The sequence below is a fragment of the Ravibacter arvi genome, assembly GCF_039540405.1.
GTDB classification, from domain to species: Bacteria; Bacteroidota; Bacteroidia; order Cytophagales; family Spirosomataceae; genus Ravibacter; species Ravibacter arvi.
Genome location: NZ_BAABEY010000026.1, coordinates 32031 through 56742, shown reverse-complemented (window position 1 = coordinate 56742; position 24712 = coordinate 32031). Strand labels below are relative to the sequence as shown.

At 50.7% G+C, this 24712-nt stretch carries 21 protein-coding genes and 1 tRNA gene; 9 read left to right on the top strand and 13 right to left on the bottom strand.

The features are described from left to right. Positions 1 to 4: 4 nt before the first annotated feature. From ABD852_RS14805 to ABD852_RS14795, 3 genes are all read left to right on the top strand, one after another. The gene (locus ABD852_RS14805) at positions 5 to 1216 is read left to right on the top strand and encodes a hypothetical protein (protein ID WP_345030235.1); all 1212 of its coding nucleotides are present in this window, start codon (positions 5 to 7) and stop codon (positions 1214 to 1216) included. A gap of 74 nt (positions 1217 to 1290) precedes the next feature. Next, positions 1291 to 2487: a PepSY-associated TM helix domain-containing protein gene (locus ABD852_RS14800; RefSeq protein ID WP_345030234.1), complete on the top strand. Its 1197-nt coding sequence runs from the start codon at positions 1291 to 1293 to the stop codon at positions 2485 to 2487. A 258-nt stretch (positions 2488 to 2745) separates the two neighbouring features. Next, entirely contained in the window at positions 2746 to 3180 is a 435-nt protein-coding gene (locus ABD852_RS14795; protein WP_345030232.1) for a hypothetical protein, read from the top strand. Positions 3181 to 3225: 45 nt separating this feature from the next. Here the strand turns inward: ABD852_RS14795 and ABD852_RS14790 are convergent, their stop codons facing one another. Together ABD852_RS14790 and ABD852_RS14785 are read right to left on the bottom strand one after the other, a co-directional pair. Next, positions 3226 to 4104 carry a DUF4249 family protein gene (locus tag ABD852_RS14790; protein WP_345030230.1) on the bottom strand — a complete coding sequence of 293 codons (879 nt, stop codon included), beginning with the start codon at positions 4102 to 4104 and terminating at the stop codon, positions 3226 to 3228. Next, positions 4101 to 6467: a TonB-dependent receptor gene (locus ABD852_RS14785; RefSeq protein WP_345030228.1), complete on the bottom strand. Its 2367-nt coding sequence runs from the start codon at positions 6465 to 6467 to the stop codon at positions 4101 to 4103. The genes ABD852_RS14790 and ABD852_RS14785 overlap by 4 nt, the downstream gene beginning before the upstream one ends. A gap of 184 nt (positions 6468 to 6651) precedes the next feature. Between ABD852_RS14785 and ABD852_RS14780 the strand changes: the two genes are divergently transcribed. Together ABD852_RS14780 and ABD852_RS14775 are read left to right on the top strand one after the other, a co-directional pair. Beyond that, positions 6652 to 6822, top strand: coding sequence for a hypothetical protein (locus tag ABD852_RS14780; protein WP_345030226.1), 171 nt, complete (start codon positions 6652 to 6654; stop codon positions 6820 to 6822). A gap of 604 nt (positions 6823 to 7426) precedes the next feature. Continuing rightward, positions 7427 to 8209, top strand: coding sequence for an SPFH domain-containing protein (locus ABD852_RS14775; protein ID WP_345030224.1), 783 nt, complete (start codon positions 7427 to 7429; stop codon positions 8207 to 8209). Between the two features lie 525 nt (positions 8210 to 8734). Here ABD852_RS14775 and ABD852_RS14770 read toward each other — a convergent pair. The 11 genes from ABD852_RS14770 to ABD852_RS14720 form a co-directional block, all read right to left on the bottom strand. Continuing rightward, positions 8735 to 8806, bottom strand: a tRNA-Arg gene (locus ABD852_RS14770). An 80-nt stretch (positions 8807 to 8886) separates the two neighbouring features. Continuing rightward, positions 8887 to 9567, bottom strand: coding sequence for an NUDIX hydrolase (locus tag ABD852_RS14765; RefSeq protein ID WP_345030222.1), 681 nt, complete (start codon positions 9565 to 9567; stop codon positions 8887 to 8889). A gap of 10 nt (positions 9568 to 9577) precedes the next feature. Further along, complete coding sequence (locus ABD852_RS14760; RefSeq protein ID WP_345030220.1) at positions 9578 to 10273, bottom strand: hypothetical protein; 696 nt, start codon at positions 10271 to 10273, stop codon at positions 9578 to 9580. A 106-nt stretch (positions 10274 to 10379) separates the two neighbouring features. Beyond that, positions 10380 to 12356, bottom strand: a complete 1977-nt coding sequence (gene glgB / locus ABD852_RS14755; protein WP_345030217.1) for a 1,4-alpha-glucan branching protein GlgB — start codon at positions 12354 to 12356, stop codon at positions 10380 to 10382. A gap of 87 nt (positions 12357 to 12443) precedes the next feature. After that, positions 12444 to 14147 (bottom strand): hypothetical protein, encoded by a 1704-nt coding sequence (locus tag ABD852_RS14750; protein ID WP_345030215.1) that lies wholly within the window; start codon positions 14145 to 14147, stop codon positions 12444 to 12446. Between the two features lie 115 nt (positions 14148 to 14262). Next, positions 14263 to 14793 (bottom strand): NADH-quinone oxidoreductase subunit C, encoded by a 531-nt coding sequence (locus tag ABD852_RS14745; protein ID WP_345030214.1) that lies wholly within the window; start codon positions 14791 to 14793, stop codon positions 14263 to 14265. Between the two features lie 10 nt (positions 14794 to 14803). Then, complete coding sequence (locus tag ABD852_RS14740) at positions 14804 to 15316, bottom strand: NADH-quinone oxidoreductase subunit B (RefSeq protein WP_345030211.1); 513 nt, start codon at positions 15314 to 15316, stop codon at positions 14804 to 14806. Between the two features lie 9 nt (positions 15317 to 15325). Further along, the gene (locus ABD852_RS14735; RefSeq protein WP_345030209.1) at positions 15326 to 15820 is read right to left on the bottom strand and encodes an NADH-quinone oxidoreductase subunit A; all 495 of its coding nucleotides are present in this window, start codon (positions 15818 to 15820) and stop codon (positions 15326 to 15328) included. Between the two features lie 181 nt (positions 15821 to 16001). Continuing rightward, positions 16002 to 18563 carry a glycosyl hydrolase gene (locus ABD852_RS14730; protein WP_345030208.1) on the bottom strand — a complete coding sequence of 854 codons (2562 nt, stop codon included), beginning with the start codon at positions 18561 to 18563 and terminating at the stop codon, positions 16002 to 16004. Between the two features lie 61 nt (positions 18564 to 18624). Then, positions 18625 to 19140, bottom strand: coding sequence for an SRPBCC family protein (locus ABD852_RS14725; protein ID WP_345030207.1), 516 nt, complete (start codon positions 19138 to 19140; stop codon positions 18625 to 18627). Positions 19141 to 19227: 87 nt separating this feature from the next. Beyond that, a complete protein-coding gene (locus ABD852_RS14720; RefSeq protein ID WP_345030205.1) occupies positions 19228 to 20067 on the bottom strand; it encodes a VOC family protein in 840 nt (279 codons plus the stop codon). A 204-nt stretch (positions 20068 to 20271) separates the two neighbouring features. Between ABD852_RS14720 and ABD852_RS14715 the strand changes: the two genes are divergently transcribed. The 4 genes from ABD852_RS14715 to ABD852_RS14700 all read left to right on the top strand — a co-directional run bounded on the left by ABD852_RS14715 (position 20272) and on the right by ABD852_RS14700 (position 24654). Further along, complete coding sequence (locus ABD852_RS14715; RefSeq protein ID WP_345030203.1) at positions 20272 to 20841, top strand: Crp/Fnr family transcriptional regulator; 570 nt, start codon at positions 20272 to 20274, stop codon at positions 20839 to 20841. Positions 20842 to 20983: 142 nt separating this feature from the next. Then, entirely contained in the window at positions 20984 to 22372 is a 1389-nt protein-coding gene (locus tag ABD852_RS14710) for a TolC family protein (protein ID WP_345030201.1), read from the top strand. Positions 22373 to 22411: 39 nt separating this feature from the next. Further along, entirely contained in the window at positions 22412 to 23371 is a 960-nt protein-coding gene (locus ABD852_RS14705; RefSeq protein ID WP_345030198.1) for an HlyD family secretion protein, read from the top strand. Positions 23372 to 23484: 113 nt separating this feature from the next. Then, positions 23485 to 24654 (top strand): ABC transporter permease, encoded by a 1170-nt coding sequence (locus ABD852_RS14700; protein ID WP_345030195.1) that lies wholly within the window; start codon positions 23485 to 23487, stop codon positions 24652 to 24654. The last annotated feature ends 58 nt before the right edge of the window (positions 24655 to 24712 follow it).

The window sequence follows — 24712 nt, the reverse complement described above, 5'->3', positions numbered from 1 at the left end:
TTATATGCTTCATTTCAATAAGTACCTTTTCGGGGCCCTGGCGCTGGCGTTCAGTTTTGTCTCCTGTAGTGATGATTCTCCGGGAACTGAGCCCCCTGCCCCCGAGCCGTCGTCTTTTGCCGTCTGGGCGCAACTCGGGAGCTGGCCCAATACCAACTACTACCTGATGGGGGTCAACAGCCTTACGGAAGGAAGTTTTAAGCTGGAAGGCAATGGTATCGATGTGACGACCATTCTGAACAACTCCGTCATCACCAAGGGCGGGTTCTACTATTTTTACAATACCACCGAAGGTAAATTCGGCAAATACAAAATCGAGAACGGCAAGGTAACGGTCGTGAAGGAGTTCCCTTTCACCCATCTCCTCTCGCTCGCCGGCCACACCTGGATCGACGATAATACCCTTGCCATGATCGGGGGTGTTCCGGGCGCAAAGGCTGTGAACTATGCAATCATCAATACCACCGCCATGACGGTGACCAGGACGGGTACGGTCAGCGGCCTTCCAGCCGCGCCGGACAGCCATCCGTTGTACCGCGTAGGCGGCGACATCCAGTACAAGGACGGGAAAATATTCTTTTCGGTAATCAACTACAACGGCTCCGACTTCACATTGTACAAGCAGCTTAATACGATGGCCCTGTCCTACCCGGACTTCGTGGTGACCAAGGTCTCAACCGACACCCGTACCGCCGGGCTGGGCAACACATCGGGTTATTATGCGACTTCATTTGTCGACGAGGCGGGCGATATGTATTTTCTGACCAGCTGGAACGGAATACTCGCCGGCGGAGAGAACTCTAAAAAAAGCATCTACCGCATAAAGAAAGGATCGGATGTGCTGGATCCAACCTACTACATGGACGTGGAAGCTGAAATCGGATTCATTGCCGCGTCGGGTTTGTTGATGAACCTGGGCAACGGGAAAGCGATTATCAAGTACCAGACAACCGCGGACAGCAACACGGCCAAAACGAGATTTTCGATTATCAACCTCGCCACCGGCAAAGAAATCCGCAAGCTCACAGAAGTTCCGGATGCGGCAACCAGTGAAAGAAACGTCTATGTAGAGGCCGGGAAGGCCTATATCGCGGCCTTGTCCGGAACCGGAACGGACTATATCTGGATCTATGATTCTGCCACCGATAAAGTGACCCGCGGACTCCAGCTGGAAGGCGGCTATACTTCTTTCTCCCGCATCGATAAATTACAATAAACGTACGTTCCGGCGCCGGTCTGTAGCCGATGCCGGAACGATTTTCTCCTTTCTGCAATTGCTCCGTCACCACTATGGAAAAACCTGTAACACTCACTGAAAAAAGACCTGTTACCGTTAAACCGGAGGCGTCGCGGCTTCGTCGGTTCAACGACTGGTTTCACCTGTGGGTCGGCATTGCTTCAGGCATTCCCGTCATCATTATCAGCCTGACCGGCGCCCTACTGGTGTTCGAGCATGAAATCCTGGAAATGTCGAGGTCGTGGTGGAAAGTGGAAATCCCCGCTGATGCCACGCCCCTCCCGCCGTCGGTCATCCGCTCCAGGGTAGCGGAGCAGCTGCCTGAAATGAAAGTCCGCAGGTTGTGGTATTATGGAGAAGGGCGGCCGGTAAAAATTACACCGGACAATTCGGACTCCCTCATTTTTGTAAGTCCCTATACCGGCAGGGTGCTGGCTCTGGAAGACCACGAAAACGTGTTTGAATTTATAGAAGAAGGCCATTTCCACCTTTGGCTGCCCGACAAGATCGGCACGCAGGTTGTTTCGTGGAGCACGGCGGTCTTCTTCTTTTTGCTCGTGACCGGGATGGTGCTCTGGTGGCCAAAAAAATGGAGTGGACGGGACGTAAAGCAAGCCTTCACCATTAAATGGAAAGCCAGGTTCAAACGCATCAACTATGACCTTCACAATGTACTCGGGTTCTACACCCTGTCGTTGGCGGTGATCATGGCGTTTACAGGTCTGATGATGGGCTTCGCCTTCTTTAACAAGTCGGTTCTGAAAATGCTCGGCGGACAGGACGGAAGCCCGGAAGTGACCGTTATCGACGACGGCCCTGAAACTGTGCCGGCCACGCTGGAGGGTAAAGTTGACCACATCTGGAAACTGGTAACCACCGAAATGGGTGAGTTTGAAAAGGACCAGATCAGCATCCACTTTCCCAAAGAAGACGGTAAATTTATTTATGCCTGCACCGACATGTACCACGGTACCTGGCGGGAGCTGTATTTTGACATCCATACCCTCGCGCTGCTCTCTACTTCGCAGTCCAAAATCGCCGAAGATACGCCCGCCAACTGGCTGAGAAGATCGAATTTCTCCCTGCATGTCGGCGCATTCGGAGGACTGTTGACGAAATGGCTGTTTTTCTTTGCAAGCCTGGTTTGTGCAACGCTGCCCGTTACCGGCTTTTATATATGGTGGGGAAAACGGAGGAAAAAGCCAGGAAAAAAAGGAGGAACTCGTCTCCGAACCGTTAAGGGCAGGTAAGCCGGGTAGCAAGCCCCGAAGCTCCTCCTCGGCCCTGCTACCCAAGCCGCCGGCGGCAGATGAAACCATTCCGTGCCTTGTAAAACCGGTGTTGCACCGTATGTTTGCCCTGCACCGGCTACTTTTTCCAACCTTTTCGTCCGGAAAATTCTCTATGGAAGAGACGATCCATTCAGGAGATGAGGACATTCCTTTCCCTGGTACTTTTTACAAAAGGGCAGTCTGATATAAATACGTTCGAACTAAACCTGAAAAAGCTTGAAAATCACCTGTTACGGAATCCTTGCCATGGTTACGCTGCTCACGGCGCAGGCATGCAGAAAGAAGGAGGTAGACCACGAGACGGCGCCCTTCGCAGGCGTCTGGCGCCTGACAAGCGTCTGGGATAGCACGGCCGAAGGCGGAAATGCCTGGCGAAACCCGGCGGAAAGCGACCACTTTGACCGGTTCGTTTTCCGAAGCGACGGTGTATTGGTCGACGAAGAAGGGGAACCTCTTTGCTGTGTTCCCAATGTCTACCTTGTCGATGGCGCGAGGTTCACGGTAGTTCCCGACCAAAAGCAAACCGCTCCCCGCTGCGCGCACATTGACTGTATTACCTGCGAATACTGGACGCTTACTCGCTCGGAAAACACACTGGAAGTTTCGGGATGCGAGCAGCATCCTTTCCGGTACAGGTTCGAACGAATGTAAGGGAGGCCGGGCTGAAGACTTTCTCAAAAAGTGGACAAAGAGCAGCTATTTAGCAACAGGTTCGGCGTCAATTTTCACGATCAGGGAATCCGTACAGTTATACGACGCAAATATCCCGAAGCCTCCCTTAATATTGTTGCTCACATCGACGGGTTCTTTGAAAACGGGCAGGATACCTGATTCCTCCGCGTTTGTCAGCCAGGTATCATATTGTGACGAGGTCCTTATATATTTCCACAGGCTTTCTTCGAAATTGGCCAGGGTAAAACTTGCCTTGGCAGGCCCCACCCTTCCGGGGTTCGTCTGGACCGAGTCCCGGATGATGTTGATTCCGCCGGGCTGACGGTCCCACAGGAACACTTCTGGCTCGACCATTATGGCGTTGCTGTTTTTCAGGTACCGGATCTCGCCTGGATAGTAGTTGGTTGCAAATTCCATGCTTTGCCACGCCTGGAAATACTTATGTGCTTCCGGGTTGTTCCACACCAGCTCATAAACCAGGAAATCGTTCCGGTGGTGATGGGTAAAGGAAACCAGTTGCGGCTTAGGCGGGATAACACTGTGCCCGGTAGCCGTGACGCCATCCTGCGTTTGTACGGTAAGCGTAAGGCTGCTACCCGCCTCCAGGTCATGAAAGGGGTTGACACACTCATAACGCTCTGTATCCGCATAATAAGACAACAATGCCTCGCGCGTACCGTCCGAAATGGTCACGCGGGCATTCTTTTCGATGAGCATATCATAGGGAATCCTTTTAGAAAGGCCGGAAGCACGAAAAACGTACACCTTTAAAGATGAGTCCCGGGGAGAAACCACAGCACTCACCGACAACAGCTTATCCACCAACACGTTCTGAACCTCTACTCCCGGGTCACAAGACATCAGGCCCAACGCCAGAATCAATACCAACCACGCATCTCTCATATAGCTCCTATTCTAAAATTATAACTGATCGACGGAACGATCGAAAACATTGAGCGGCCCTTGATTTCAGCCTTTCTTCCGCCAACCGCGTTAGGGTCATAGCGGATATAAAAGTAAGTATGATTTTCCCGGAGGTAGGCGTTGTAAAAGCTGATCTCCCAGTAACGGCTTCCCCACTTTTTCTTTTTGTGAAACTGGATCCCCAGGTCAAGCCGGTGATAACCAGGGGTTTTAAAGCTATTCCGGTAGCCGGCATAAGCCCGGCTGTCCAGGTACCGGTAGTCATGTATGGCATAACGGTCCAATCCATAGGAAAATGCATAGGGTGCGCTGACATAGTTGCCCGTGTAATACACCCAGTTAGCAGAAAGCTTTACTTGATCAGACAACTGGTAGCTGCCCGTAAGCGATAAATTATGTCGCCGGTCATATTTTGGAAAAAAGGGCTTGCCGTTGTTCAGATCCGGGAATTGATGCACCGTCCACGATAACGTGTAGCCAATCCACCCGGTCAGCCGGCCAGCGTCTTTCCGAAGTAACAGTTCGGTCCCGTAAGACTTCCCTTTGCCAATTGTAATGTTTTCCTGCCAGGGGATGTCCCTGGGCTCATCTCCTATCGATAGAAAACTTGCTCCATCTTTATACGCGGTAATATGGCGCATCCATTTCCGGTAAGTACTCATCGTTAGCTCAATACCGGGTTTAGCAAAATACTTTTTGAGCGTGCCTGATACCTGGTCGGCCTGCTGCGGCGGCGTATAGGCGGTGACCGGTACATATAAATCCGTAGATAGCCCCAGCCCGGTGTTCGACAACAAATGGACAAACTGATTGGTCCGGGACCAGGCTGTAGTCAGAACGATCTCCCCGGGCAATCGATGGGCTACGGATAACCGGGGCTCCGGGCGGAAGAAATCCTTCCCGGCAGTAAGCAGTGTACTGAAACGGAGCCCGAAGGAGGCCTCCCAACGCTCGTTAAGCGTAAACCGGTCTTCTGCGTAAAGCGCTATTTCCTGGTTTCGTTCAAACTCGCTTACACGGTTACTAAACCCGGTGGCCGTATTCCCGGCACTGTAACGCCTGGGCCTGAACCCGTGCCCTATCCATTGGCCGCCTGCACGAAGCGTATGCCGGCGCGAGAGAAAATAATCCATATCCGTTTTCAAACTATAATCCCATACGGATGAACTGAAATCCAGGTTTTCGGAAGTTTGCGTGGAATCGGTAACCCGGTGCTCCCGGCTGAGCATCGAAAAGCGGTAGCGGGTGTGGTAGAAGGTAGTGTTGACAAAACCACGGCTTCCTAACTGCCGGTTCCAGCGAAGAGTAGCGGTCGTACTCCCCCACCCCAATTTGTCAACCATCTCTCTGCGCGAGGATTTGCGGGTAACCACGTTTCGCTCCGAAAGCAGGTCGTTGGCCAGGTAAGCACTGATGTAAAGTTGGTTTTTGTCATCTACTTTCCAGTTCAGTTTCGCATTGAGGTCATAAAAATAATAGCCTAGCTTCTCATTGTCAGGCATGAATGGTTTCATGATCAGGTCCAGGTACGACCGCCTGCCTGATACAATGAACGAGGCTTTATCTTTTGCGATCGGCCCCTCAAGGGTAAGCCTTGACGAAGTCAGGCCAATTCCACCTTCCGCCCGGAACTGCTGCCGGCTTCCCTCCTTCATTTGCAGATCGAGCACTGACGACAGCCGGCCGCCGTAACGCGCGGGAAAGTCATCTTTCCAAAATGAGATGTTACGTATTGCATCGGCATTAAAGGCTGAAAACAGGCCGAATACGTGGTTTGCGTTGTACACCGGCGCCTCATCCAGCAGGATAAGGTTTTGGTCGGCCCCTCCTCCCCGCACGTAGAAGGCGGCGAACCCTTCCGTTCCCCGGCTGACCCCGGGCAGTAGCTGCAGCGACTTTATAATATCGCGCTCGCCCAATAATGACGGAATGTTTTTCAAAGCATTCACCTGTAGCTTTATAAGATTGGAAGACGGCGTAACTTTTTCCGATATCACCACTTCTTTCAACCTTGTAACTACCGGAACCAACGCAATCGAAACCGTATCGTCGGCCAGTGCGCTGACTACTTTTTCGAACCGCTCATACCCGAGGGCGGAACAAACCACGCGGATGCTGTCGCCGCCCGGAACACGAAGGCTGTAGAAGCCATACGCGTTGGTAAGCGCTCCCTTCGTGCTCCCGGCTACGGTAACGCTTGCAAAAGGCACACGCTCCCCACTACTGTTTTCGTAAACATAGCCGCTTAGCGTGATCACGGTTTGGGCAGTGGTAGCCGAATAAAAAAACAGCAACACCACCGCCCCCAAAAAAGAGAAATACGATTGGCTGAATATCCTCATATTGCCTTTGCGGTAAGGGTAGTCAATACCCCTGGCATATTGTCATTTGTGATCTGTTTAGCAGTAAATATATCTCCAACTACGGAGAATTCCCATTTTCCCCCGTTCAATAGACTATGCATGTGTTATATTCGCACAACTATGCCGAACAAGAACAATATTCAATTTCTTACATACAAAACTGATGAAAACAAAATCACTCCTCTGGACATTGCTCTATCTTTTAATTTTCACAATCGCCTACTACATCGGTTATCATACCGGATCGAAGGATTGCCTTGATCGTCTCGAAGGATACAAAGAGTGCCTGGACGAAGTAATAAAGCTCAGAAAATCAGAAATGCATGTCAGATAACAGCCCCGAAAAACAATAACATTATAGGTGTTTATATAGAATCATCTGCTACGTAAAATGTGAGAAAAAAAAGGGGGATTTCACAAAGAAATCCCCTCGCGCATCTCGATATAATCACCCGTGTAACGCCGGTCGATTTATTTTGACTTAATTCCCGGCCTCCCATTTTCACTGTCCGACCTTTGAAATCCTTTGCATAAAAAAGCGGAGTCCATTTTTCGTACATCTCGTCAGAAGGTCGGAAACAAATCCGTTCCCCGGCATACTCCTTACCTAAGCCGCACGAAGTTCTGGTCAAATATCTGATACCTTTTCTGACTTTATTTAAATCAAATTTTCAGCATATATCACTGTAAATAAATCAAAAAGTCGTATATTAATGCAAAAGAATCATTATGATTTTATTTAACGGGATGTAACAAATGAATCAAAAATCCGTACTACTAATCATCGCTGTACTTTTTATCGGGGCATATGCCATTAATTTTGGGATTGGATTACTGAGAAAGCCTGACGATTTCGCAGTATTGTCCGGAATGGTACTGATAATAGCCACTCTCTTTGGTTTTTATAATTCCATAAAACACATAATTAATAACAAAAAATGAAAAAATTTCTATTGTTCTCTGCTCTGTTTTCATTTGTTCTTTTGTTGGTCCTTTCTTGTAATGAACGTATTGATGCAGGGCATGAAGGAATACTGGTAAAGCTTTACGGCACCGGAAAGGGTGTACAGGACGTTTCATTGGTAACGGGCAGGGTTTGGTACAATCCGTTTACGGAAGAAGTCCATGAAACACCAACCTATGTTCAGACCGTAGACTACAAAGAATTCACTGTGAACGCAAAGGACGGCTCTGTTTTCACGGTAGATCCTACATTGTCTGTTAAAATTAAGGAGGGGCAATCGCCCGCCATTTTTACAAAATACAGGCGGCCGCTGAGAGAAGTGCTATCCGGAACTATGGAAAATCACATAAAAGACGTTTATCGGATAGAGTTCAACAAATATCTCACCGATTCAATCATTTCTCAACGGGAGCGATTTGAGGAAGCCATCCAGGCAAAAATGCAGAAATTTTTAGTGAAGGAGGGTTTCGAATTAGAACAGTTAACCAGTGGGATAAAACCGCCGCAGTCCATCACAGACGCAATTAACAGGAAGAACGAAGCCGTACTCAGGGCGCAGCAGGCCGAAAACGAACTGAGGGTTGAACGGGCTAACGCGGAGAAGCTCCTGGTCAGGGCAGATGCCGATGCAAAGGCGAATGAATTAAGGCAGCGTACGCTTACCCCATTGTTGATTCAACAGCAATTCATTGAAAAATGGGATGGTAAAACCCCTCTTTACGGCAACAGCCCTACTTTCTTCAAAAATGTTCAATAGACAAGAAAGGGTCGTTTGTACTTTCCCCAAAAAGTAAGGCATTTTTTGGGGGCAGCGAACGACAAGTTTGTATATCCCGCCTGCCGGCATTTCAATTAAAAAGATTCAGGAGAAGCAGCGCGAACTGTTTGAGGCAGAAGAAAAGCTCGTTTCACTCGAGGAAAAATGGATTCAAAATGATATTGGCAAAGAAACCTATCAGCGTTGACATGGCACATTCAATGATAACGTGCTGACGATCAGGGGAGCGATTGAAAGGTTGAGCAAAAACAGAAACCAAGCGTTTTCAATTCTTGATAAGAACCTGGCGCTATTAGGGGATTTACGCTTCGTCTATGAAAGGTCAGAAACCCTCGAAAAACGGGAATTTGTAACTCAGGTGTTCGACACGAACCTATACTACGAAAATGGGGTTTATCGAACACCTTACATGCTTCCGGTTTTTACCCATAACCACCTGATAATGAAGAAAGAAGGGTTACTGATTTTAAAAAAAGGGGATTTTCAGACGAAAATCCCCCTAGGTGCGCCCGAAGGGATTCGAACCCCTATCGATGGTACCGGAAACCATAATTCTATCCATTGAACTACGGGCGCGTTACGGGGTGCAAATATAGAGATTGGAATTATTGAAAAAAAGCTTAAAACCGAAATTATTATGTAAAAATGGCTATATATCACTGTTTCAGCCGCTTCAATAATTCCCAGTCCGCTACATCCGACAAATACATAAAGCAATGCAGCAGCGCGTTTGTATTCGTAATCAGCCGGTAGCCCGCTTCAAACGAAACCACATGAGTAGTAATGGACTCATTTTCGGAAGCTTCTCCGGTATGCCGCTCATGCAGCGCCCAAATGGCTTCAGACGACAAAATAAGCTCTGCGTACAGAAGATGCATCGCCTCGTCGCTGGTGGCCGTAGAAGGAAAAAAAACGCGGTCCGGATGAAGATGTACCAACTCCCCCCGTGTGATGGCAATTCCCGTCTCTTCGTGGACTTCGCGTATCGCTACGGCATAGGGGTCCGTCTCATCGTCGAGCATACCGGCAGGGTGCTCATAGGTGTGGGAACCATCGCAGATCCGGCGTTGGCGCACCAGCATCAGGAACTTCTCCCCTGTCCGTTCGTCGATGAGGCAGATAAGCACGCTCACCACTTCGCCCTTAATGAAACAAAGGGGCAACAGCTTTTCGCCCTCCGGAGTTACCGCGTCGGTATTCACCAGGGCAAACAGCAAGGACCCGTCCGCCCTGAATTTCTGATAAAGCGGCTCGATCCCCAGCAAATGGTTACCGTTCTTTTCCAGACGGCTTTTCCAAAGGGCAATTTTGTGACTTTCCAGAAGCCGGTCCCCCATGTGCAATCAATTAATTCTGGATATGGAAAGACAGCGCCAGGAATGGCATACCATACTGGTCGACAAAACGCTTCTGGTTGTTGCTGAGGGGCTCTTTTGTATTATACACCACGTTCATAAGCTGGTATCCCAGCTTGACGCCGAACTCCTGGTTGATCCAGAGGCGTACGTAAGCCTCGCTATGCCCGTTGCTTTTCTTGGTGGCAATAGGCAGAAGGCTGGCAGACTGCGGCGCGGCGCTTACAAGCGTATTATGAAGCTTCTTTACAGAGTCGGTTGCCTGCTGCAGGTCAGCGATTTTGTACAATACTTTCGAATTTTTCCCGAAGGACAGGTTCACCAGGTCAACATTCGCTCCGAATTCTATGTGCTCGAAATCAAAATTAACCGTCAGCCCGAATGCGGCATCGTAGGTAATAATCCGCTTGAGGCTGATCTGATCCTGCTCACCCGGATTACCGAGGGTTTTCAACACCGGGTTCCCGTTAATAACATTTCCGCCAAAACGCCCGGTCCAGCCGATGCCCAAAAAGCGCAAATTCCCGAAGGTAAGGTTCTGGTAATAATTGATTGTCGGAGTAAATGCATCTGAAGTAAAACCGGTACCGATATCCAGTCCGTAAGTGACCCTTGATAACCGCTGCGCCTGTAACCCGGAAAAGGTACTGATCAACAAAAAAGTGAGTAAAAAAAGTAATCGCATCATTGTGTTAGGTACGCTTGTCTCTTCAAAGGTATTGAAATACAACCATTGGCCTCCTATTCCCTGCTGATTTTGTTCCGCCGGACCGCACGTCACGCGTGCACCCCGCCTACGAATCCTGTCGCTTGAGCACGATGGCTGCCAATGAAGGCAGATCCATTTCCAATGAGGCGTTTCGGCCATGCCAAACGAGCTCCTGCGACTTTAACGGCGTACCGTTTGTATGCCCGCTTCCGAAAAACTCCGCCCGGTCGCTATTGAAAATTTCCCGCCATTCTCCGTCCTCCGGTACGCCTACTCTATATTTCTGCCTCGGAACAGGCGTTAAATTCAGCACGATAATCAGGTCATTTACGGAGTCGGTTCCTTTCCGGCTGTAGATTAAAACGGAATTCTCCCGGTCCTGCGTATCTATCCATTCAAATCCTTCAGGAGAAAAACTCAATTCATAGAGCGCAGGTTCCGAACGGTACAGCCGGTTTAAGGCCTTGACGCATTCCCTTACGCCCTTGTTTCCGGCGTTTTCCAGCAAATGCCAATCCAGGCTTCTGGCAAAATTCCATTCTCCGTACTGCCCGAACTCCCCGCCCATAAACATGAGTTTGGCGCCCGGGTGGGTAAACATATAGGTAAACAGCAACCTGAGGTTCGCAAAACGCTGCCAGTCATCACCGGGCATTTTTTCCAGGAGAGATTTTTTGCCATACACCACTTCATCGTGGGAAAGCGGCAGCATAAAGTTTTCCGAAAAAGCGTAAACCATACTGAACGTCAGCTGGTCCTGGTGCCATTTCCTGAACGCCGGGTTTTTCTCGAAATAATTCAGCGTATCATGCATCCACCCCATCATCCATTTCATACCAAAACCAAGCCCCCCTACATAGGTAGGACGCGAGACTCCCGGGAAAGCCGTTGATTCCTCCGCTATCGTCTGCACATCCGGGAACGCTGCATACACCGCCGAATTCAGCTCCCGCAGAAAGGCAATCGCCTCCAGGTTTTCCCTTCCGCCGAATCGATTGGGAATCCACTCGCCTTCCTTCCGCGAATAATCCAGGTAAAGCATCGAAGCCACTGCATCCACTCTCAACCCATCGACGTGATACCGGTCCAGCCAGAACAAGGCGTTGCTGATCAGGAACGAGCAAACCTCAAAACGCCCATAATTGAAGATATAACTTTTCCAATCGGGGTGGTAACCCAGCCGGGGGTCCTCGTGCTCGTACAGGGCCGTGCCGTCAAACCGGAACAAGCCGTGCAGGTCGCCCGGAAAATGGCTGGGTACCCAATCCAGGAAGACGCCGATTCCCGCGCGGTGCAGCTCGTCAATCAGGTACATCAGCTCCTGCGGCGTACCATTCCTCGATGAACAGGAGAAATAGCCGGTAATCTGGTACCCCCAGGAAGGTGGGTAAGGATACTCCATTACCGGCATGAATTCAACATGCGTGTAACCCATTTCCTGCACATAGGGGACCAGCCCGGCCGCTATTTCATTCCAGGTAAGGTGCCGTTCCGGGTCGGAAGGGTCTCTGCTCCAGGAGTCCAGGTGCACCTCATAAACCGAAATTGGGGCGTTCAACGCATTTTTTTCGCCCCTGTACTGCATCCATTCCGTATCATTCCATTCGTAAAAGGTATCACGGACAATCGAAGCCGTCCGCGGCGCCACCTCCGTCCAGAAAGCATAGGGATCCGATTTTTCCAGGTCTTCCCCGCTTTTTGACGTCAGAAAATACTTGTAGACTTCATTGGTACCAACGTCCGGCAGCCAGGTTTCCCAGATTCCGGAACCATCCCACCTCGGTTTCATGGGCGACGAACCACGATTCCAGCCATTAAAGTTGCCGATTACCGCCACGTAGGCAGCATTGGGCGCCCAAACGGCAAAATACGTGCCGACCACGCCGTTTTGTTCCATCACATGCGCCCCGAACTTTTCGTACAACCGATAGTGCTTTCCCTCCTTAAATAGATGGATATCCAGTTCGGTAAAACGACTGATATGGCCTGGTTCCGAACTGCTGTCTTTCAGAACAGCACTCACGTCAGAAGCGCGTTTTGCGAGGGAATTCTTCTTGTTCATAGTTGTTGTTGGTTGCAGGATCACCATATCCGGCGTTTTAAGTCGGATAAGATCGTAACGTTTGAATTATACTGCCAATTAGTCGTCTTACTTTTGGCGGGCCTCCCGGATCGCCTTTACAACCTCTTCTATTTTAGCCGGGGAAGGTGCGTTGCGGCTGTGATACCTGCCGTCAGGCCGGATAATATAATAAGTACCGGGAAGGCTCGGAGTTCTGTAATTCATTTGAAAAACCTGCTCAGGGTCAAGGAACAGGTGCGTTCCAGTGAGCCGGTTCCTTACAATAAACTGTTTCCACAATTTCCGTTCCCCGCTGTCAAAACCTTCTTCCGTGACTTGAGCGCGATCCGGGTCGGATGTATGCAGGAACAGGAAAACAACATCCTCGGGAAGCTGGCTCCTTAGTGCCGGTATAAAGGCGATGTCCTCTTTGCAGGCATCGGAATACATATCCCAATTCACTACATAGACCGGCCTTCCCAGGTAAAGCTTCTGAACGTCCTCCACCCAGGTCTTGCCATTCATATTGCTCTGTGCCAGCCAGATGCCTGGCAGCACTTCGCCCGGTATTTTCGTGAGGGCTGCTTTCTCAGCCAATCTGATATCAGCGGAATCCTTTACCTCCATCCTGTAGAGCTCGGCCAGCGAACGTTTCAGCCCGGCATTCTGCATGTTCTGCTGGAGATCCTGATAAAGGGCGGCCTTTTCGTCCAGGTCGTAGCGAAAGAAATCGTCGGCAAACGCAGCGGCGAGCAGCAACTCGCGGGTAGGCCCTTCGTACGCCTCCATCACGGGGGTATTGTTTCTTTCAAAGCTGGCGACGGTGGCCAGCGCAGCTCCGCCTCTTTTATACAGCCTGCTCAGAAGGTCCAGTTCCTCGCGGTCTACATTTTTCTTCTGTACAATCAGGTTCAGTTTGTCGGTTTCGGCGCTGGTAAGCGGCGCCACGTAACGAAGTACCAGGCGGGCAATCCTGTCTACCGGAAGCGAAGACGCATTGCGCCTGCTTTGCGGCATCCTGATATTGGCGCTTCGTGTAGCGTACTCCCTGAAACGGTTTACCCGCATTACTTTCTGGTAGGTGAGCGGGGAAGTCCCGAACCGTTTCACGTCCGCGTCGTCAGCAGCACTAAGCTCAATAAGATTGGCAAGCGAATACTCCATCAGGAAAGTTGCGCGCTCATCTTCAACAATTGAATTTACCCATTCCGAGAGCTCGTCTGATTGCTTTCCTTCGCTCAATAGGGCTGTCAACGCTCTTTGGCGAAGATTTCCCCGCTGCAGCAGGCTCTGTTTGGCCCCCTGGAGCCCCTGGTTCCAGAACGAACGTTCAAAATCCGCACCCAGCGACCTGTTGGCTTCAAACAGCTTTTTTTCCTGGTCGAGGTAATACGGGTAATAGTTATTGGCATTGGCATTGACCCCTCTGAAACGAAAGAGCCGCGCTGTCTTGAACATGGAGTCGGCGTCGAAGGTGATCTCGAGCTCGCCGGCCTTTGCCAGAAAAGTGGTAAAAACCTGTCCGCCGTAGTCGAGGTAAATTTCTTCCGATGCGGCCAGCAATGGCAGGGAAGCCCTGAAACTTCCGTCAGGCTGGAGATCGGCATTGACCGACAGTTCATTGGAGGCGGCCAGGATGTTATTGCGCGAAAACGTTATACTCGGCGCCTGCCGGTACAGCTTTCCGTTCAGGTTCAGAATCTTTCCTTTGATAACGACGGAATCCTGTTGTGCATAGCCAACCTGGAAGGTTGCGCAGGCCAACAACAGAGAGGCAAAAAAGCGGTTCATATATTCAGGAGTTGAAACCCAATCAGTTACGGCCGGTTACTAACCGTTCAAGCGCCGGTGAAGTAAAAATAAAATTAATTCCCGGGCAACGCTGGAATTCCTGATAAATATTTAGTTACTGCGATGCCGGCCCCGCCGGGTCTTCCCTGTCCTCGTAGCGGACTTTAATGCCGTGATAGTATTCCTGCTCCTGGTAGTCCTTCCGGAGAGGATATCCCTCCCAATCCGCGGGGAGAAGAATTCGGCGCATGTCCTGGTGCCCTTCAAACCGGATACCGAACAAATCGAAGACCTCTCTTTCATGCCAGTCCGCGGTACGCCACAGGTCGCTTACCGTCGGAACCGAAGGCAGGGCTTCCCCTCCCCTTTCCACCACGACTTTCAGAATGAAGCCATGGCCGAACGGGATTGAATTAAAATGATAGATAACCTCCATGCTCCCGTTTTCCGGACCATTGTCGATGCCGGTCACACAAGCAAGGTAGTCAAAGTAAAGACGCTCGTCTTCGAAGAGCACCTGGCATACCTTTCGCAGGGAAAACGCTTCTATTTCTACAAAAGGCTGAATTGCATTTGCATTTACGGAGACAAAGGCATCTTCTCCCAATGCTTCTTCCAGAACCGATACAATTTCGCTGAATACCATTACTTCACGCTTAAACGGCCTGATTTTCCACTTCCAGCAACAGTTTGGGGGCAAGCGGACGGTCTTTCCTTATTTTTTCCTGTAACTTGAGGAACCCGCCAATGAGTGCTTCCGGCCGGGGCGGGCATCCCGGTACATATACGTCAACCGGTATGATCCGGTCTACGCCTTTCACCACATGATAACCGTGTTCCCAGTAAGGGCCTCCACAATTGGAGCAGCTCCCCATTGATATCACATAGCGGGGTTCCGGCATTTGCTCGTACAGGCGGCGTACCCGGTCTGCCATTTTAAAGGTAACCGTTCCCGCAACAATCATCACATCGGAATGCCGTGGTGAAGGGCGCGGAAATACGCCGAACCGCTCGAGGTCAAAATGGGAGGCATAGGCCCCCATCATTTCTATGGCACAGCAAGCCAGGCCGAAGCCCATCGGCCACAGTGAGGAAAGCCTGGCCCAGTTAATAAGTTCTTCTGCAGTAGTGAGGATTATCCCGCCGTCCCCGGTTTTAATTCGGTCCATCTCAATTCCTTAATTCGGTGTCGGTCCCGTCTGATCGTTTCTCTCCTGCCTCCGGTTGAATTCTTCGTACAAGGCCATGGGAACGGGCGTGTTAATTTTGGAGCGCTCCACCTGCGGCATAACCCAGTCCAGGTATCCTTTGCGCCAGGCGTAGGCCAGGCCTATCACCAGCACCAGCACAAAAACAGCCATTTCAGCCATAGCAAACCACCCCCAGACGCCATCCGTCTGCGCAATCAGCGCCTTGTCTCCGAATACGATGGCCCAGGGGAAAACAAAGAGTAATTCCACTTCGAAAAGCACAAAAACCAACGCAATCACATAAAATCGCATCGTGAACTGTACATTGGCATTTCCCTGGGGATCCTCTCCCGACTCGTAAGTGGTAAGCTTTTCGTCGTTGGGCTTTCTCACCCGCAGCAGCGAAGAAATACCTAGAACTACCGAGATTAAAATGGTGCCTCCAAGCAGGAAAAGCAATATTTGTCCGAAATCAGAAACCAAGTACCCAGTTTTTTAGTGAATCCTGCGATCCGCTCCCTGCCATTTTTCCCAGGCAGCCCAATCGTTTCACGAAGTTAGGGGAAAGGAGGCGAATCCGGAAATGGAATTTGAATTTAAAACTGAGGTGTGAGGTTTGAGGTGTTGGGCTCACACCTCACACCTCAAACCTCACACCTCACACCTAATACCCCAACCTCACCTCCGACAGCAGCCCTGATGGCATAGGGTCCCAGCGTGAGGCTTTAAATGGCTTGCCGGAGATGTCGATCATGTTAATGTCGTAGAACTTTTTCCAGCCGGGGTTTACTTCGTCGAACAACCGCATATAGTTGGCCGAAAGATTGGTGACCTCTATCACCAGCAGGTTTTTCTGCTTCTTCAATACACCGGCCGGTACCGAAAGGCGGAACGGGATACTCCAGACTGTTCCGATCGGCTTCCCGTTTATCTGTACGTCTGCCACTTCCCTCACATCCCCCAGGTCAAGCTCAAACGTTTTGTCCAGGGGCACGCCGGCGGGTAAATCAAAAACCAGGGAATAGGCAACCGTACCGGAGAAATAGCGTGCAGAATCTGAAAGAGTTGTCCAGGACTGAAGTGTTTCCATCCCGGCTTCCGGCAAACCGCCGGGCCTCCCTTCTTTAAAGACAAGTTTCCAGCTACCCTTCAGCGTCGCGCTTCCTGTTTTCATATCAGGGACCGCGCGGGCCACAGGTTGCTCGCCCGCAAGCAGCATCAGCGATTTCCCGGGAGGAAGGTCCAGAAAATACTCCCTGCCTGCGTTTGTTTCCCGAACCGGCAGGGGCTGCTTTTCCCCTGTCAGCGGATCGATCGCCACTATGCTCCCGGAAAAAAGATTAATTTTCACCCAATCTTCACCGAATTTATCCGCCAGGTTGGCAACAAAATAAAAGGGTTGGTTTTTATAGGATTTCCGGATGAACGACAGCCCTTTTTCCGCCATGCTCTCGGCATTTACCCCTACTGAAGACAAGTCCTTTTCCCAATCGCCCGAATGGAGCACGCTGGCTTTTTTCAGCAGCCGGTCCATGTTTTCCACCAGTAACCGGCTTCGTTCACGGTTTCCCTTAAGACCGGTCGCTCTCCCGGGAACATCGCCCGCAAACACTATTTTAACTCCCTGGTCGGCAAGGCGAAGTAGCTCCCTGACGGTAGACTCCGGCATGTACAAACCGGACGGAATGAGGATGGTCTTATACCGGCCATGCCCGGCCGATACTTCTCTGCCCCCAACCCCATTGAGAAGGGCCAGCTGCGCGTCGGAAATATAATCAAAAGTAAACCCGCGTTTCCAAAGCCGGCCGGCCAGCGCACCCACCGGGAGCGCCGTCAACCATCTTTCGGTATAGTGAACACCGAGACTTATCAGTTCCTCGGGCTCCTTTGCAGGAGTCGCCCATAGGTCGTGTATCGGGAAGTACAACAGAATATCATTTTCGGGTTGGCTGGGTTGGAGGTAGGATTGTATCCGCGTCACGTAGGCATTCAGGTATTGAAAATGCTTGTCAAAATGCGCGTGAGGACCGTAATTGGTTGAAGCATAGAACAACCACCCCGGAAATGCCTCACGTTTAGGCGTGTAAGTGGTGCCGTGGTAAAAAACATGATTGATTCCGGCTACAAAAAGCTCGTCGATCTGGGGCTTTGCCTGCGACAAAGACACTTTAAAATGATTGGCCAGCCAGGTGGTGGTTTCACTGCTTACCAAAGGCTTGCCCTTCAGATGCGCCGGAGATGAAGCCATTTTCATCGCCAGCGGGTCAGGCTTACCGGATTTCTCAACGCTATAGTCGGTATCAACCCGCAGTCCGGGGATGGAAAACCCGCTGTTTCCGAAGGACTCTGTTTCCGGGATATCCGCCTCTGCATAGAGGTCCAAAAGATTCCCGGGAGAACCGTGCGCCTGGTACCTGGTCTTCATTCCCTTCCTGTTGCTCCACGACACCCATGGCCGCGCGTAATTTTCCAATACCAACTCTGAAATGGTTTCCTGGTAGTCCATCCGGGCCAGCGTTTTTTCTTCATCCGGGCCGTTTACCCTGAGCTTTGCCATTGCCTCCCTGAAATCATATCCTCTCCTTTTTCTGAACTCCTCCTCGAAACCCTGGGTCCAGTTGCCCCCGTACACCTCGTAAGAGTCATTGTACATCGACCTGGGCAAAAGCCGGCTCCCGGCGAATGCGCTGTCGAACCGCTGCAGGTAATTCTCCATATTTCCAGCGCCGAAAGGGTCAAGTACAAGGCCTTCACCGCCGGGCGCAGCCCGTTTTACCTTTTGCCCCGTAGGAGAAACCACTATGCTGTCGGGCAGGAGCTTCCATTTCTTTGCGGCCAGTTCCGGAGTTACATTGGGTCCTCCAAAGGGCCAGCCGGTCCCCGTAGTCATGTCCACTCCCAGCCCCAACCTGTTTCCTTCCTGAATGGTGTGCTCCAGAAGTGACAGCCATTTTTTCTTCAGAAAAGGCACAAAGGCCGCTTCATAACCCTTTACGCCATAAATCGGAATAATATGGACCCCGCCAAGCCCTTTTTCGGCAAAACGCTCCATCTGCCAGGTGATATCTTCGGGTGTGGCTGCGCTTCCCATCCACCACCAGTAAGTCCAGGGTTTGGTTGTAAAAGAAGTCTGGGCGTTCAGTGGGAAAGACAGGCCGGTACACAAAAGACAAAAAAGCATCCCGATACGCAGGAAGCCGGAAAGAATACGAAAACTAGTCATCATTCAATATTAAAGGCGGATGTGCGGTCAAAACCCGCACATCCGTAAGCAGGTAACGGCAATATTATTTTTCGAGTTGTGCTTTCAGATTGGTCAACCCCTGGTCAAAGTCCTTTCCCATGTCATAGAACAGGCCCATCAAATTAAAAGGATAAGGTGATTGCCCGGAAATACCCCAGGTAACCTTCGTTTGCTCCGCGCCGGCAGCCTCGGTGAGAAAATAGGATTTAGCCGGCTCGCCGAAGCCAAAATCGAGTTCGGCGTCCAGACGCTCCCCTTCTTGTATCCCTGTTATCCTCTGCGATCCTTTCCCCAGTTTCTCGCTGTCCCAGCTGTACTTAAAACCGACGGTCCCGTCGGTTCCTTCGTAGTTTTTTTTCATGCCCGGGTCCGACAACTGCCAGACACCGTAGTGGTCCTGGTTTTTAATATACTTCAGATAATCAAATACCTCCTGCCTGGGCTTGTCTATCACGATACTGCGCTCGGTCTTAAAGGTTTTGGGCACAAACAGTGCCACAATCAGCGGTATGGCGACAAGCACCACAAGGACAATCAGGATTTTTTTAAGCGTTTTCATAGGTTTGGGGGGTAAGGTATGAGGTTTGAGGTATGAGGTATTAGCGGCAAGGAATGAAGCTCACGCCTCACCCCTCACACCTCACTCCTAACCAGCATTTTTCAGCACTTCAACATCTATCTTCCTCATTTTCATGAGTGCGCTAACGACGGCCGGACCTTTTTGCGGGTGGTTCATCAGGGTTCCTATATTGCGGGGAACAATCTGCCATGATACGCCGAACCGGTCTTTGAGCCAACCGCACATACTTTCCTGCCCACCTTGGGTCAACTCATTCCAGTAGTAATCGATTTCAGCTTGTGAAGCGCATTCCACCACGAAAGAATTCCCTTCCGTGAAATCGAAATCATGCGGTATCGAGCTGCTCATAGCATTAAATTTACAGTCCAGAAGGGCAAATTGGGTAAACAGGAGTGTCCCCTCCGGAAAACCGGCATCCGCCGGGTACGGTGCTTCCAGCAAAACCTTACCTTCGGGAAATACCTGCCTGTAATATTGCTGTGCTTCTTTCACCCGGCCCCGTTTTTCGTTGGCAAAAAGTAAGGTGGGGAAAATCTTTTGATCGGAACCGGCATCGTCCGCATCTAACTGCCAGCTGACACCATATTTATCTGATAACCAACAATACCGGTCACTCCACTCATATTTGCCCGGCGCCATCAGCACGGTTCCGCCGGTTACCAGCGCAGTGTAAAGCCGGTCCAGCTTTTCTGCGCTGCCGCAATATACATAATACGACACCGCCTGGTTCGGGCTGAACCCGGGGCCACCGTCCAGGATCATAAGCCTTGTATTTTCGACGGTAAAAACAGAAACCATCGGCGCCTGCTCAATGATGGCCCCGTGATCGAAGACGCTGCTGTAAAATTCGGCTGCCTCCCGCCCGTTTCCATCGAACCAGAGACAAGGGTAAAGTTGCTTGTTCATGCTGACAAATATCACAAAAACACTGTAAGTTATAACACTTTTTATACATCCGGTTGCGGGATTTCACACTTTAATTTGTCCGGCAAGGCGCCTGCCGGCGCGCTATCCGCAAATCAAAGGTGATAAAACGGCGCTGAGGGATTTGCTACGGGAATAAATCTAAATTACTAACTTTGGAAAAACTGGTGCTGACCACTGGCCTCTATGACCATCATCGAGTATATTTCCACCATTACCAATCCCGGAGAAGAAGCCCGCAAAAAGATTTCCGCCGTGGTTTCACGGCTCGATCTTGCCCGAAAAACACTTCTCTATCAGGAAGGCCAGGCCGTCAACCATCTTTTTTTTATCGAATCCGGGCTGCTCCGGATGTATTACGTCAACCGGCAGGGAAAAGAAATCACCTACGGTTTTTATGCAGAAGGACAGTTTGTGACCGTCCCGGAGAGTTTTTTCAGCCAAACTTCCAGCCGATACTACCTGGAGCTTCTGGAAAATTCTGTATTACAACAACTAAGCTACGCAGATTTTATTTTACTGACCCGGGAATTTCCAGAAGTGAAGGACATTGAAAACCATGTACTTCGCTACTTCCTGCGGATCTCATCGGAAAGAATTGTGGCGCTTCAATTCCAGACGGCAGAAGAACGGTATCAGGCACTTCACCAGTCCTTGCCTACTATACTACAAAGAGCGCCCCTCGGGGCCATTGCTTCCTATCTGGGTATTGCGCAGGAAACGCTCAGTCGTATCCGCGCCAAAAAAGTGATGTAGGAATTTCGGGGTTTTGTACCACCAGCCTTCTCCGATATTTCCCGAATAAAACACCCGGTCTTTGCTTTTTTGACTTATATCAAAAGAAAGCATTGCCGCATGCCTGTACTTTGCATCATCAAAAAATACAACTCAGAACCATATGAAAAAGACTTGGATTTCCGGTTTGCTTATGGGAATGGCCGTTGCGGCAACACAACCCCTATATGCACAGGAGGCACCTACCCTGGACGAATTAATCAACAGCGCAATTGAAAACAGCCATGTGCTTGCCGACAAGAAACTGGACCTGGATGCCACTGCCCTGGATAAGAAAAGGCTGCAGGAAGCCTATCTCCCGCACGTCGACCTGTCAGGAAAATATTCATTCATGGCAAGCGCCATCAACATCAAAGCCCCGGCGAATGTTGTCCCCGAACTGGGAATTAAATTACCACCGTTAGACAACAGCTTTACCAACCGCGCCAACCTGGTGGCCGGCGGCCTCAATGCCGACATGCTACTCTATTCAGGCGGCAAGGTGCCCTACCTGAAAAAAGCCGTAGATGCCAAAATAAATGCACAGACCGCCTTACTCGAGACCGATAAACAACAGATTATCAGTGACGTGAGCGCTGCCTATGACCAAATGGCACTGCTGGCCCAGGTTAAAGTCGTGCTGAATGAAAGCCGGAACCGTCTTGAAGCCAACGCAGAAACAGCCGATAAGGCACTGAAATACGGACTCATGACTCCTTACGAGCATCAGAAAATTGACGTCGCACAAGCCCAGCTCGATGCCAAAATTCAACAATACGAAGGCCGCAGAAAGCTGCTTGTAGACCTGCTGCACTACTATACGGGGATCGAACCGGAAAGACTCGCCCGCATAGAGCCGGCACTTGTGAATGCACAGAGAGCTTCAGACGACGCCTCGGTTGAGAACCGCCCGGAAGTGGCAGCGCTCAATGCCGGCATCAACGCCTACCAGTTTCAGATAAAGGCCGCGCAGAGCTGGTGGAAACCCAAGGTGCAGCTGAAAACCTCGCTGGGCTACCTGAATGCCTTTGACATGCACTTAAAAGCAACCGAGCCCTTCCCTACCGGAAATACAATGTCACTGACCACCAACAAACTTGAGCTGCTCCCGAACTTCTCTGTCGGAGTAGGCTTCAAATGGGACATTTTCGATGGCAAAAAAGGAAAACGCGACGTACAGGCAGCCAATATCGACCTGCAGCGCGCGCAGAACCACAAAAAAGAGACACTCGAAAAGCTTGAGCTGAATCTCGCCAAACAAAACACCGAATACCAGAATGCCGTCGCAGAAATCAATGTGCGGGAAAAGCAAAAAACCGCGGCACAAAACGCCCTGAACCAGGCGACAAAGGAATTCAAAACCGGGCTGTTGAAAGCTTCCGACCTGATTGGCGCCGAAACCGACTACCAAAGCGCTACACTTGATTACCTGCAAGCGGTTTTCAACCAGCGCCGAACCGTTGTCGAACTGCTGAAAGCAACCGGCAGCCTCACCCCACAATCAGTTCTCTAACCCGGACTCAATAAACACCATATCTTAAAAAGCATTGACATGAAAACGCAATCATTCTCACCTTACCTTCTTTCCCTGGCGCTTGCACTTGCGGCAACTGCCTGCACCACTCCCGCCGAAAAACCTGTCGAAGGAAAAGTAAAACGCGAGTCACTATCCTTTGCTCCGAAAGTAACCGGCAGGATTCTGACCATCCTCGTCCAGGAAGGCGATCTGGTCAAGCGGGGAGATACCCTGGCTATCCTGGATGTCCCTGAAGTAAATGCAAAGCTTGCACAGGCCCGGGGCGTCGTAAAAGCGGCACAGGCGCAACGGACGCTTTCCAGGAATGGCGCCACTGAAAACCAGCTGAAGCAGCTTTCGGCCAAACAACACGGTCTCCAGGAGCAATATACTTTTGCCCAGAAGTCGCTCGAGCGGGCAAAAGCCATGTTCGAAGACAGCATGATGACCCCGCAGGCCTACGATGAAATATACGCCAAATACCAGGGAGCCAAAGCGCAGCTTGACGCCGTAAATGCCGAATTGAATGAAGCCCGGAAAGGTGTCAGGTCCGAAACTCAAACCGCTACGCAGGGACAGGCCGACCAGGCGCTGGGCGTACTCCAGGAAGCGGAAATAGCCTATTCCGAACGCTATATTATCGCTACCAATGACATGGAAATTGAAACCGTCAGCCTGAGAGAAGGTGAATTGGCTACCGCCGGTTACTCGCTTTTCAGCGGATACCGCCCGCAAAGCACTTATTTCCGCTTTACCATCCCGGAGAGCCGCATCGGCAAATTCGAGAAAGGCGCCGAAATTACCGTCCACGTTCCTTATAACAAAAGCGAGGTAAAAGGTAAAATACTCACCATCAAACAACTGAATAAATATGCCGATGTAACGGCAGCTTACCCGGACTACCAGATCGAAGACGCTTTGTATGAGCTCAAGATAATTCCGGCCGAACCCGCCGCGGCAGCAAAGCTGCTCACCAACGCAACGGCTACTTTGTAAATTGAAAACAGTGGTGAGGTTTGAGGTGTGAGGTTTGAGAGATGAGCGTCAGGCTCATGCCCCACCCCTCACGACTCACACCTTAAACCTCACCACTCCAACCTTTCCATCCCATGAAAGACATCATCACACTGATAAAACGAGAATTCAAAAGATTCTTCAGCAATACAACTCTTCTTTCGGTGATGGTACTGGCCCCGGTTATCTACGCAGTTCTGATCGGATCCGTGTACCAGAAAGGAAAAGTTACGGATCTCCCAGTGATCGTTGTGGACCAGGACAACAGCCCGCTCAGCAACCAGCTGGTTGACATGATTGAAGACAATGAGCGCCTTCACATTGTCAGGATGAAGGCTGAAAACACCGGAACGCAGGACGACCTGATTTCAGACAACGCGGTACTGGCCATTGTCATACCCGAGAGATTTGAGGCCGACGTGCTCCAGAAACGCTATCCGGAAGTCAATACTTTCATCAATACCTCTAATCTCCTGACAGCCAACCTGGCATCACAGGGGATACAAACTGTGCTGGGTACTTTTAATGCCGGTATCAACATCCAGGGACTGAAAAAGAAAGGGCTTTCCACGGAAGCCGCCGCAACCCAGTATGAGCCCTTTAAAGCCAACTACATCCGGCTTTTTAACCCGACCGGCAACTATTTTATCTTCATGTGGCCCGCCATTCTCGCCGTTGTGCTGCAACAGGTGCTCCTTCTCGGTTTTGCGGTAAGTTTTGCCGCTGAGTTCCAGGACAGGACTTTCGGCGCGGAGCTGCTCCAGCACACACGCTCGTCGCTGACCGCCATTTTTGTAAAATCGCTGCCGCTATGGTTAGTATCCATCGGGGTGCTTGCCTTCTACTATTTCATGCACGGTATTTACCACGCCCCGATGCCAACCGGGATTGTTAACTACTTCATCACCACCACGCTGTTCATCCTGGCCATTACGTTCATGGGTGTGTTTATAAGCGTGCTGATCCCGGATGCGCTGAAGGCCACCCAGGTCCTGATGATGTTGTCAACGCCCGCATTCCTGATCGGTGGCTTCACATGGCCGCTTTCCGCCATGCCCGCACCGGTGCAATTCTTTGCCAATATGATCCCGTTGACGCCGTTCCTGGAAGCGCATAAAATCCTGCTGATCGAAAACGGAACGCTCGCCCACGTTACCCCATATCTCCAGCACATGGGCATCCAGATTGCGGTCTACGGAATACTCGCAATCGCGCTGCTGCAGATTAAAATGAGCCGGGCCGCGAAGAAAGCCAAGGCTGAATAATTTACTGTCACGCATCATTCCGGCTGCTCCCGGGGACCCGTTGGTTCCCCCGGGAGTT

What these genes read in the sequence shown, in the direction of transcription:
- ABD852_RS14805 (WP_345030235.1), top strand. Translation starts at nt 5, where the DNA reads ATGCTTCATTTCAATAAGTACCTTTTCGGGGCCCTGGCGCTGGCGTTC.
- ABD852_RS14800 (WP_345030234.1), top strand. Translation starts at nt 1,291, where the DNA reads ATGGAAAAACCTGTAACACTCACTGAAAAAAGACCTGTTACCGTTAAA.
- ABD852_RS14790 (WP_345030230.1), bottom strand. Translation starts at nt 4,104, where the DNA reads ATGAGAGATGCGTGGTTGGTATTGATTCTGGCGTTGGGCCTGATGTCT.
- ABD852_RS14785 (WP_345030228.1), bottom strand. Translation starts at nt 6,467, where the DNA reads ATGAGGATATTCAGCCAATCGTATTTCTCTTTTTTGGGGGCGGTGGTG.
- ABD852_RS14780 (WP_345030226.1), top strand. Translation starts at nt 6,652, where the DNA reads ATGAAAACAAAATCACTCCTCTGGACATTGCTCTATCTTTTAATTTTC.
- ABD852_RS14775 (WP_345030224.1), top strand. Translation starts at nt 7,427, where the DNA reads ATGAAAAAATTTCTATTGTTCTCTGCTCTGTTTTCATTTGTTCTTTTG.
- ABD852_RS14765 (WP_345030222.1), bottom strand. Translation starts at nt 9,567, where the DNA reads ATGGGGGACCGGCTTCTGGAAAGTCACAAAATTGCCCTTTGGAAAAGC.
- ABD852_RS14760 (WP_345030220.1), bottom strand. Translation starts at nt 10,273, where the DNA reads ATGATGCGATTACTTTTTTTACTCACTTTTTTGTTGATCAGTACCTTT.
- glgB (WP_345030217.1), bottom strand. Translation starts at nt 12,356, where the DNA reads ATGAACAAGAAGAATTCCCTCGCAAAACGCGCTTCTGACGTGAGTGCT.
- ABD852_RS14750 (WP_345030215.1), bottom strand. Translation starts at nt 14,147, where the DNA reads ATGAACCGCTTTTTTGCCTCTCTGTTGTTGGCCTGCGCAACCTTCCAG.
- ABD852_RS14745 (WP_345030214.1), bottom strand. Translation starts at nt 14,793, where the DNA reads ATGGTATTCAGCGAAATTGTATCGGTTCTGGAAGAAGCATTGGGAGAA.
- ABD852_RS14740 (WP_345030211.1), bottom strand. Translation starts at nt 15,316, where the DNA reads ATGGACCGAATTAAAACCGGGGACGGCGGGATAATCCTCACTACTGCA.
- ABD852_RS14730 (WP_345030208.1), bottom strand. Translation starts at nt 18,563, where the DNA reads ATGATGACTAGTTTTCGTATTCTTTCCGGCTTCCTGCGTATCGGGATG.
- ABD852_RS14725 (WP_345030207.1), bottom strand. Translation starts at nt 19,140, where the DNA reads ATGAAAACGCTTAAAAAAATCCTGATTGTCCTTGTGGTGCTTGTCGCC.
- ABD852_RS14720 (WP_345030205.1), bottom strand. Translation starts at nt 20,067, where the DNA reads ATGAACAAGCAACTTTACCCTTGTCTCTGGTTCGATGGAAACGGGCGG.
- ABD852_RS14715 (WP_345030203.1), top strand. Translation starts at nt 20,272, where the DNA reads ATGACCATCATCGAGTATATTTCCACCATTACCAATCCCGGAGAAGAA.
- ABD852_RS14710 (WP_345030201.1), top strand. Translation starts at nt 20,984, where the DNA reads ATGAAAAAGACTTGGATTTCCGGTTTGCTTATGGGAATGGCCGTTGCG.
- ABD852_RS14705 (WP_345030198.1), top strand. Translation starts at nt 22,412, where the DNA reads ATGAAAACGCAATCATTCTCACCTTACCTTCTTTCCCTGGCGCTTGCA.
- ABD852_RS14700 (WP_345030195.1), top strand. Translation starts at nt 23,485, where the DNA reads ATGAAAGACATCATCACACTGATAAAACGAGAATTCAAAAGATTCTTC.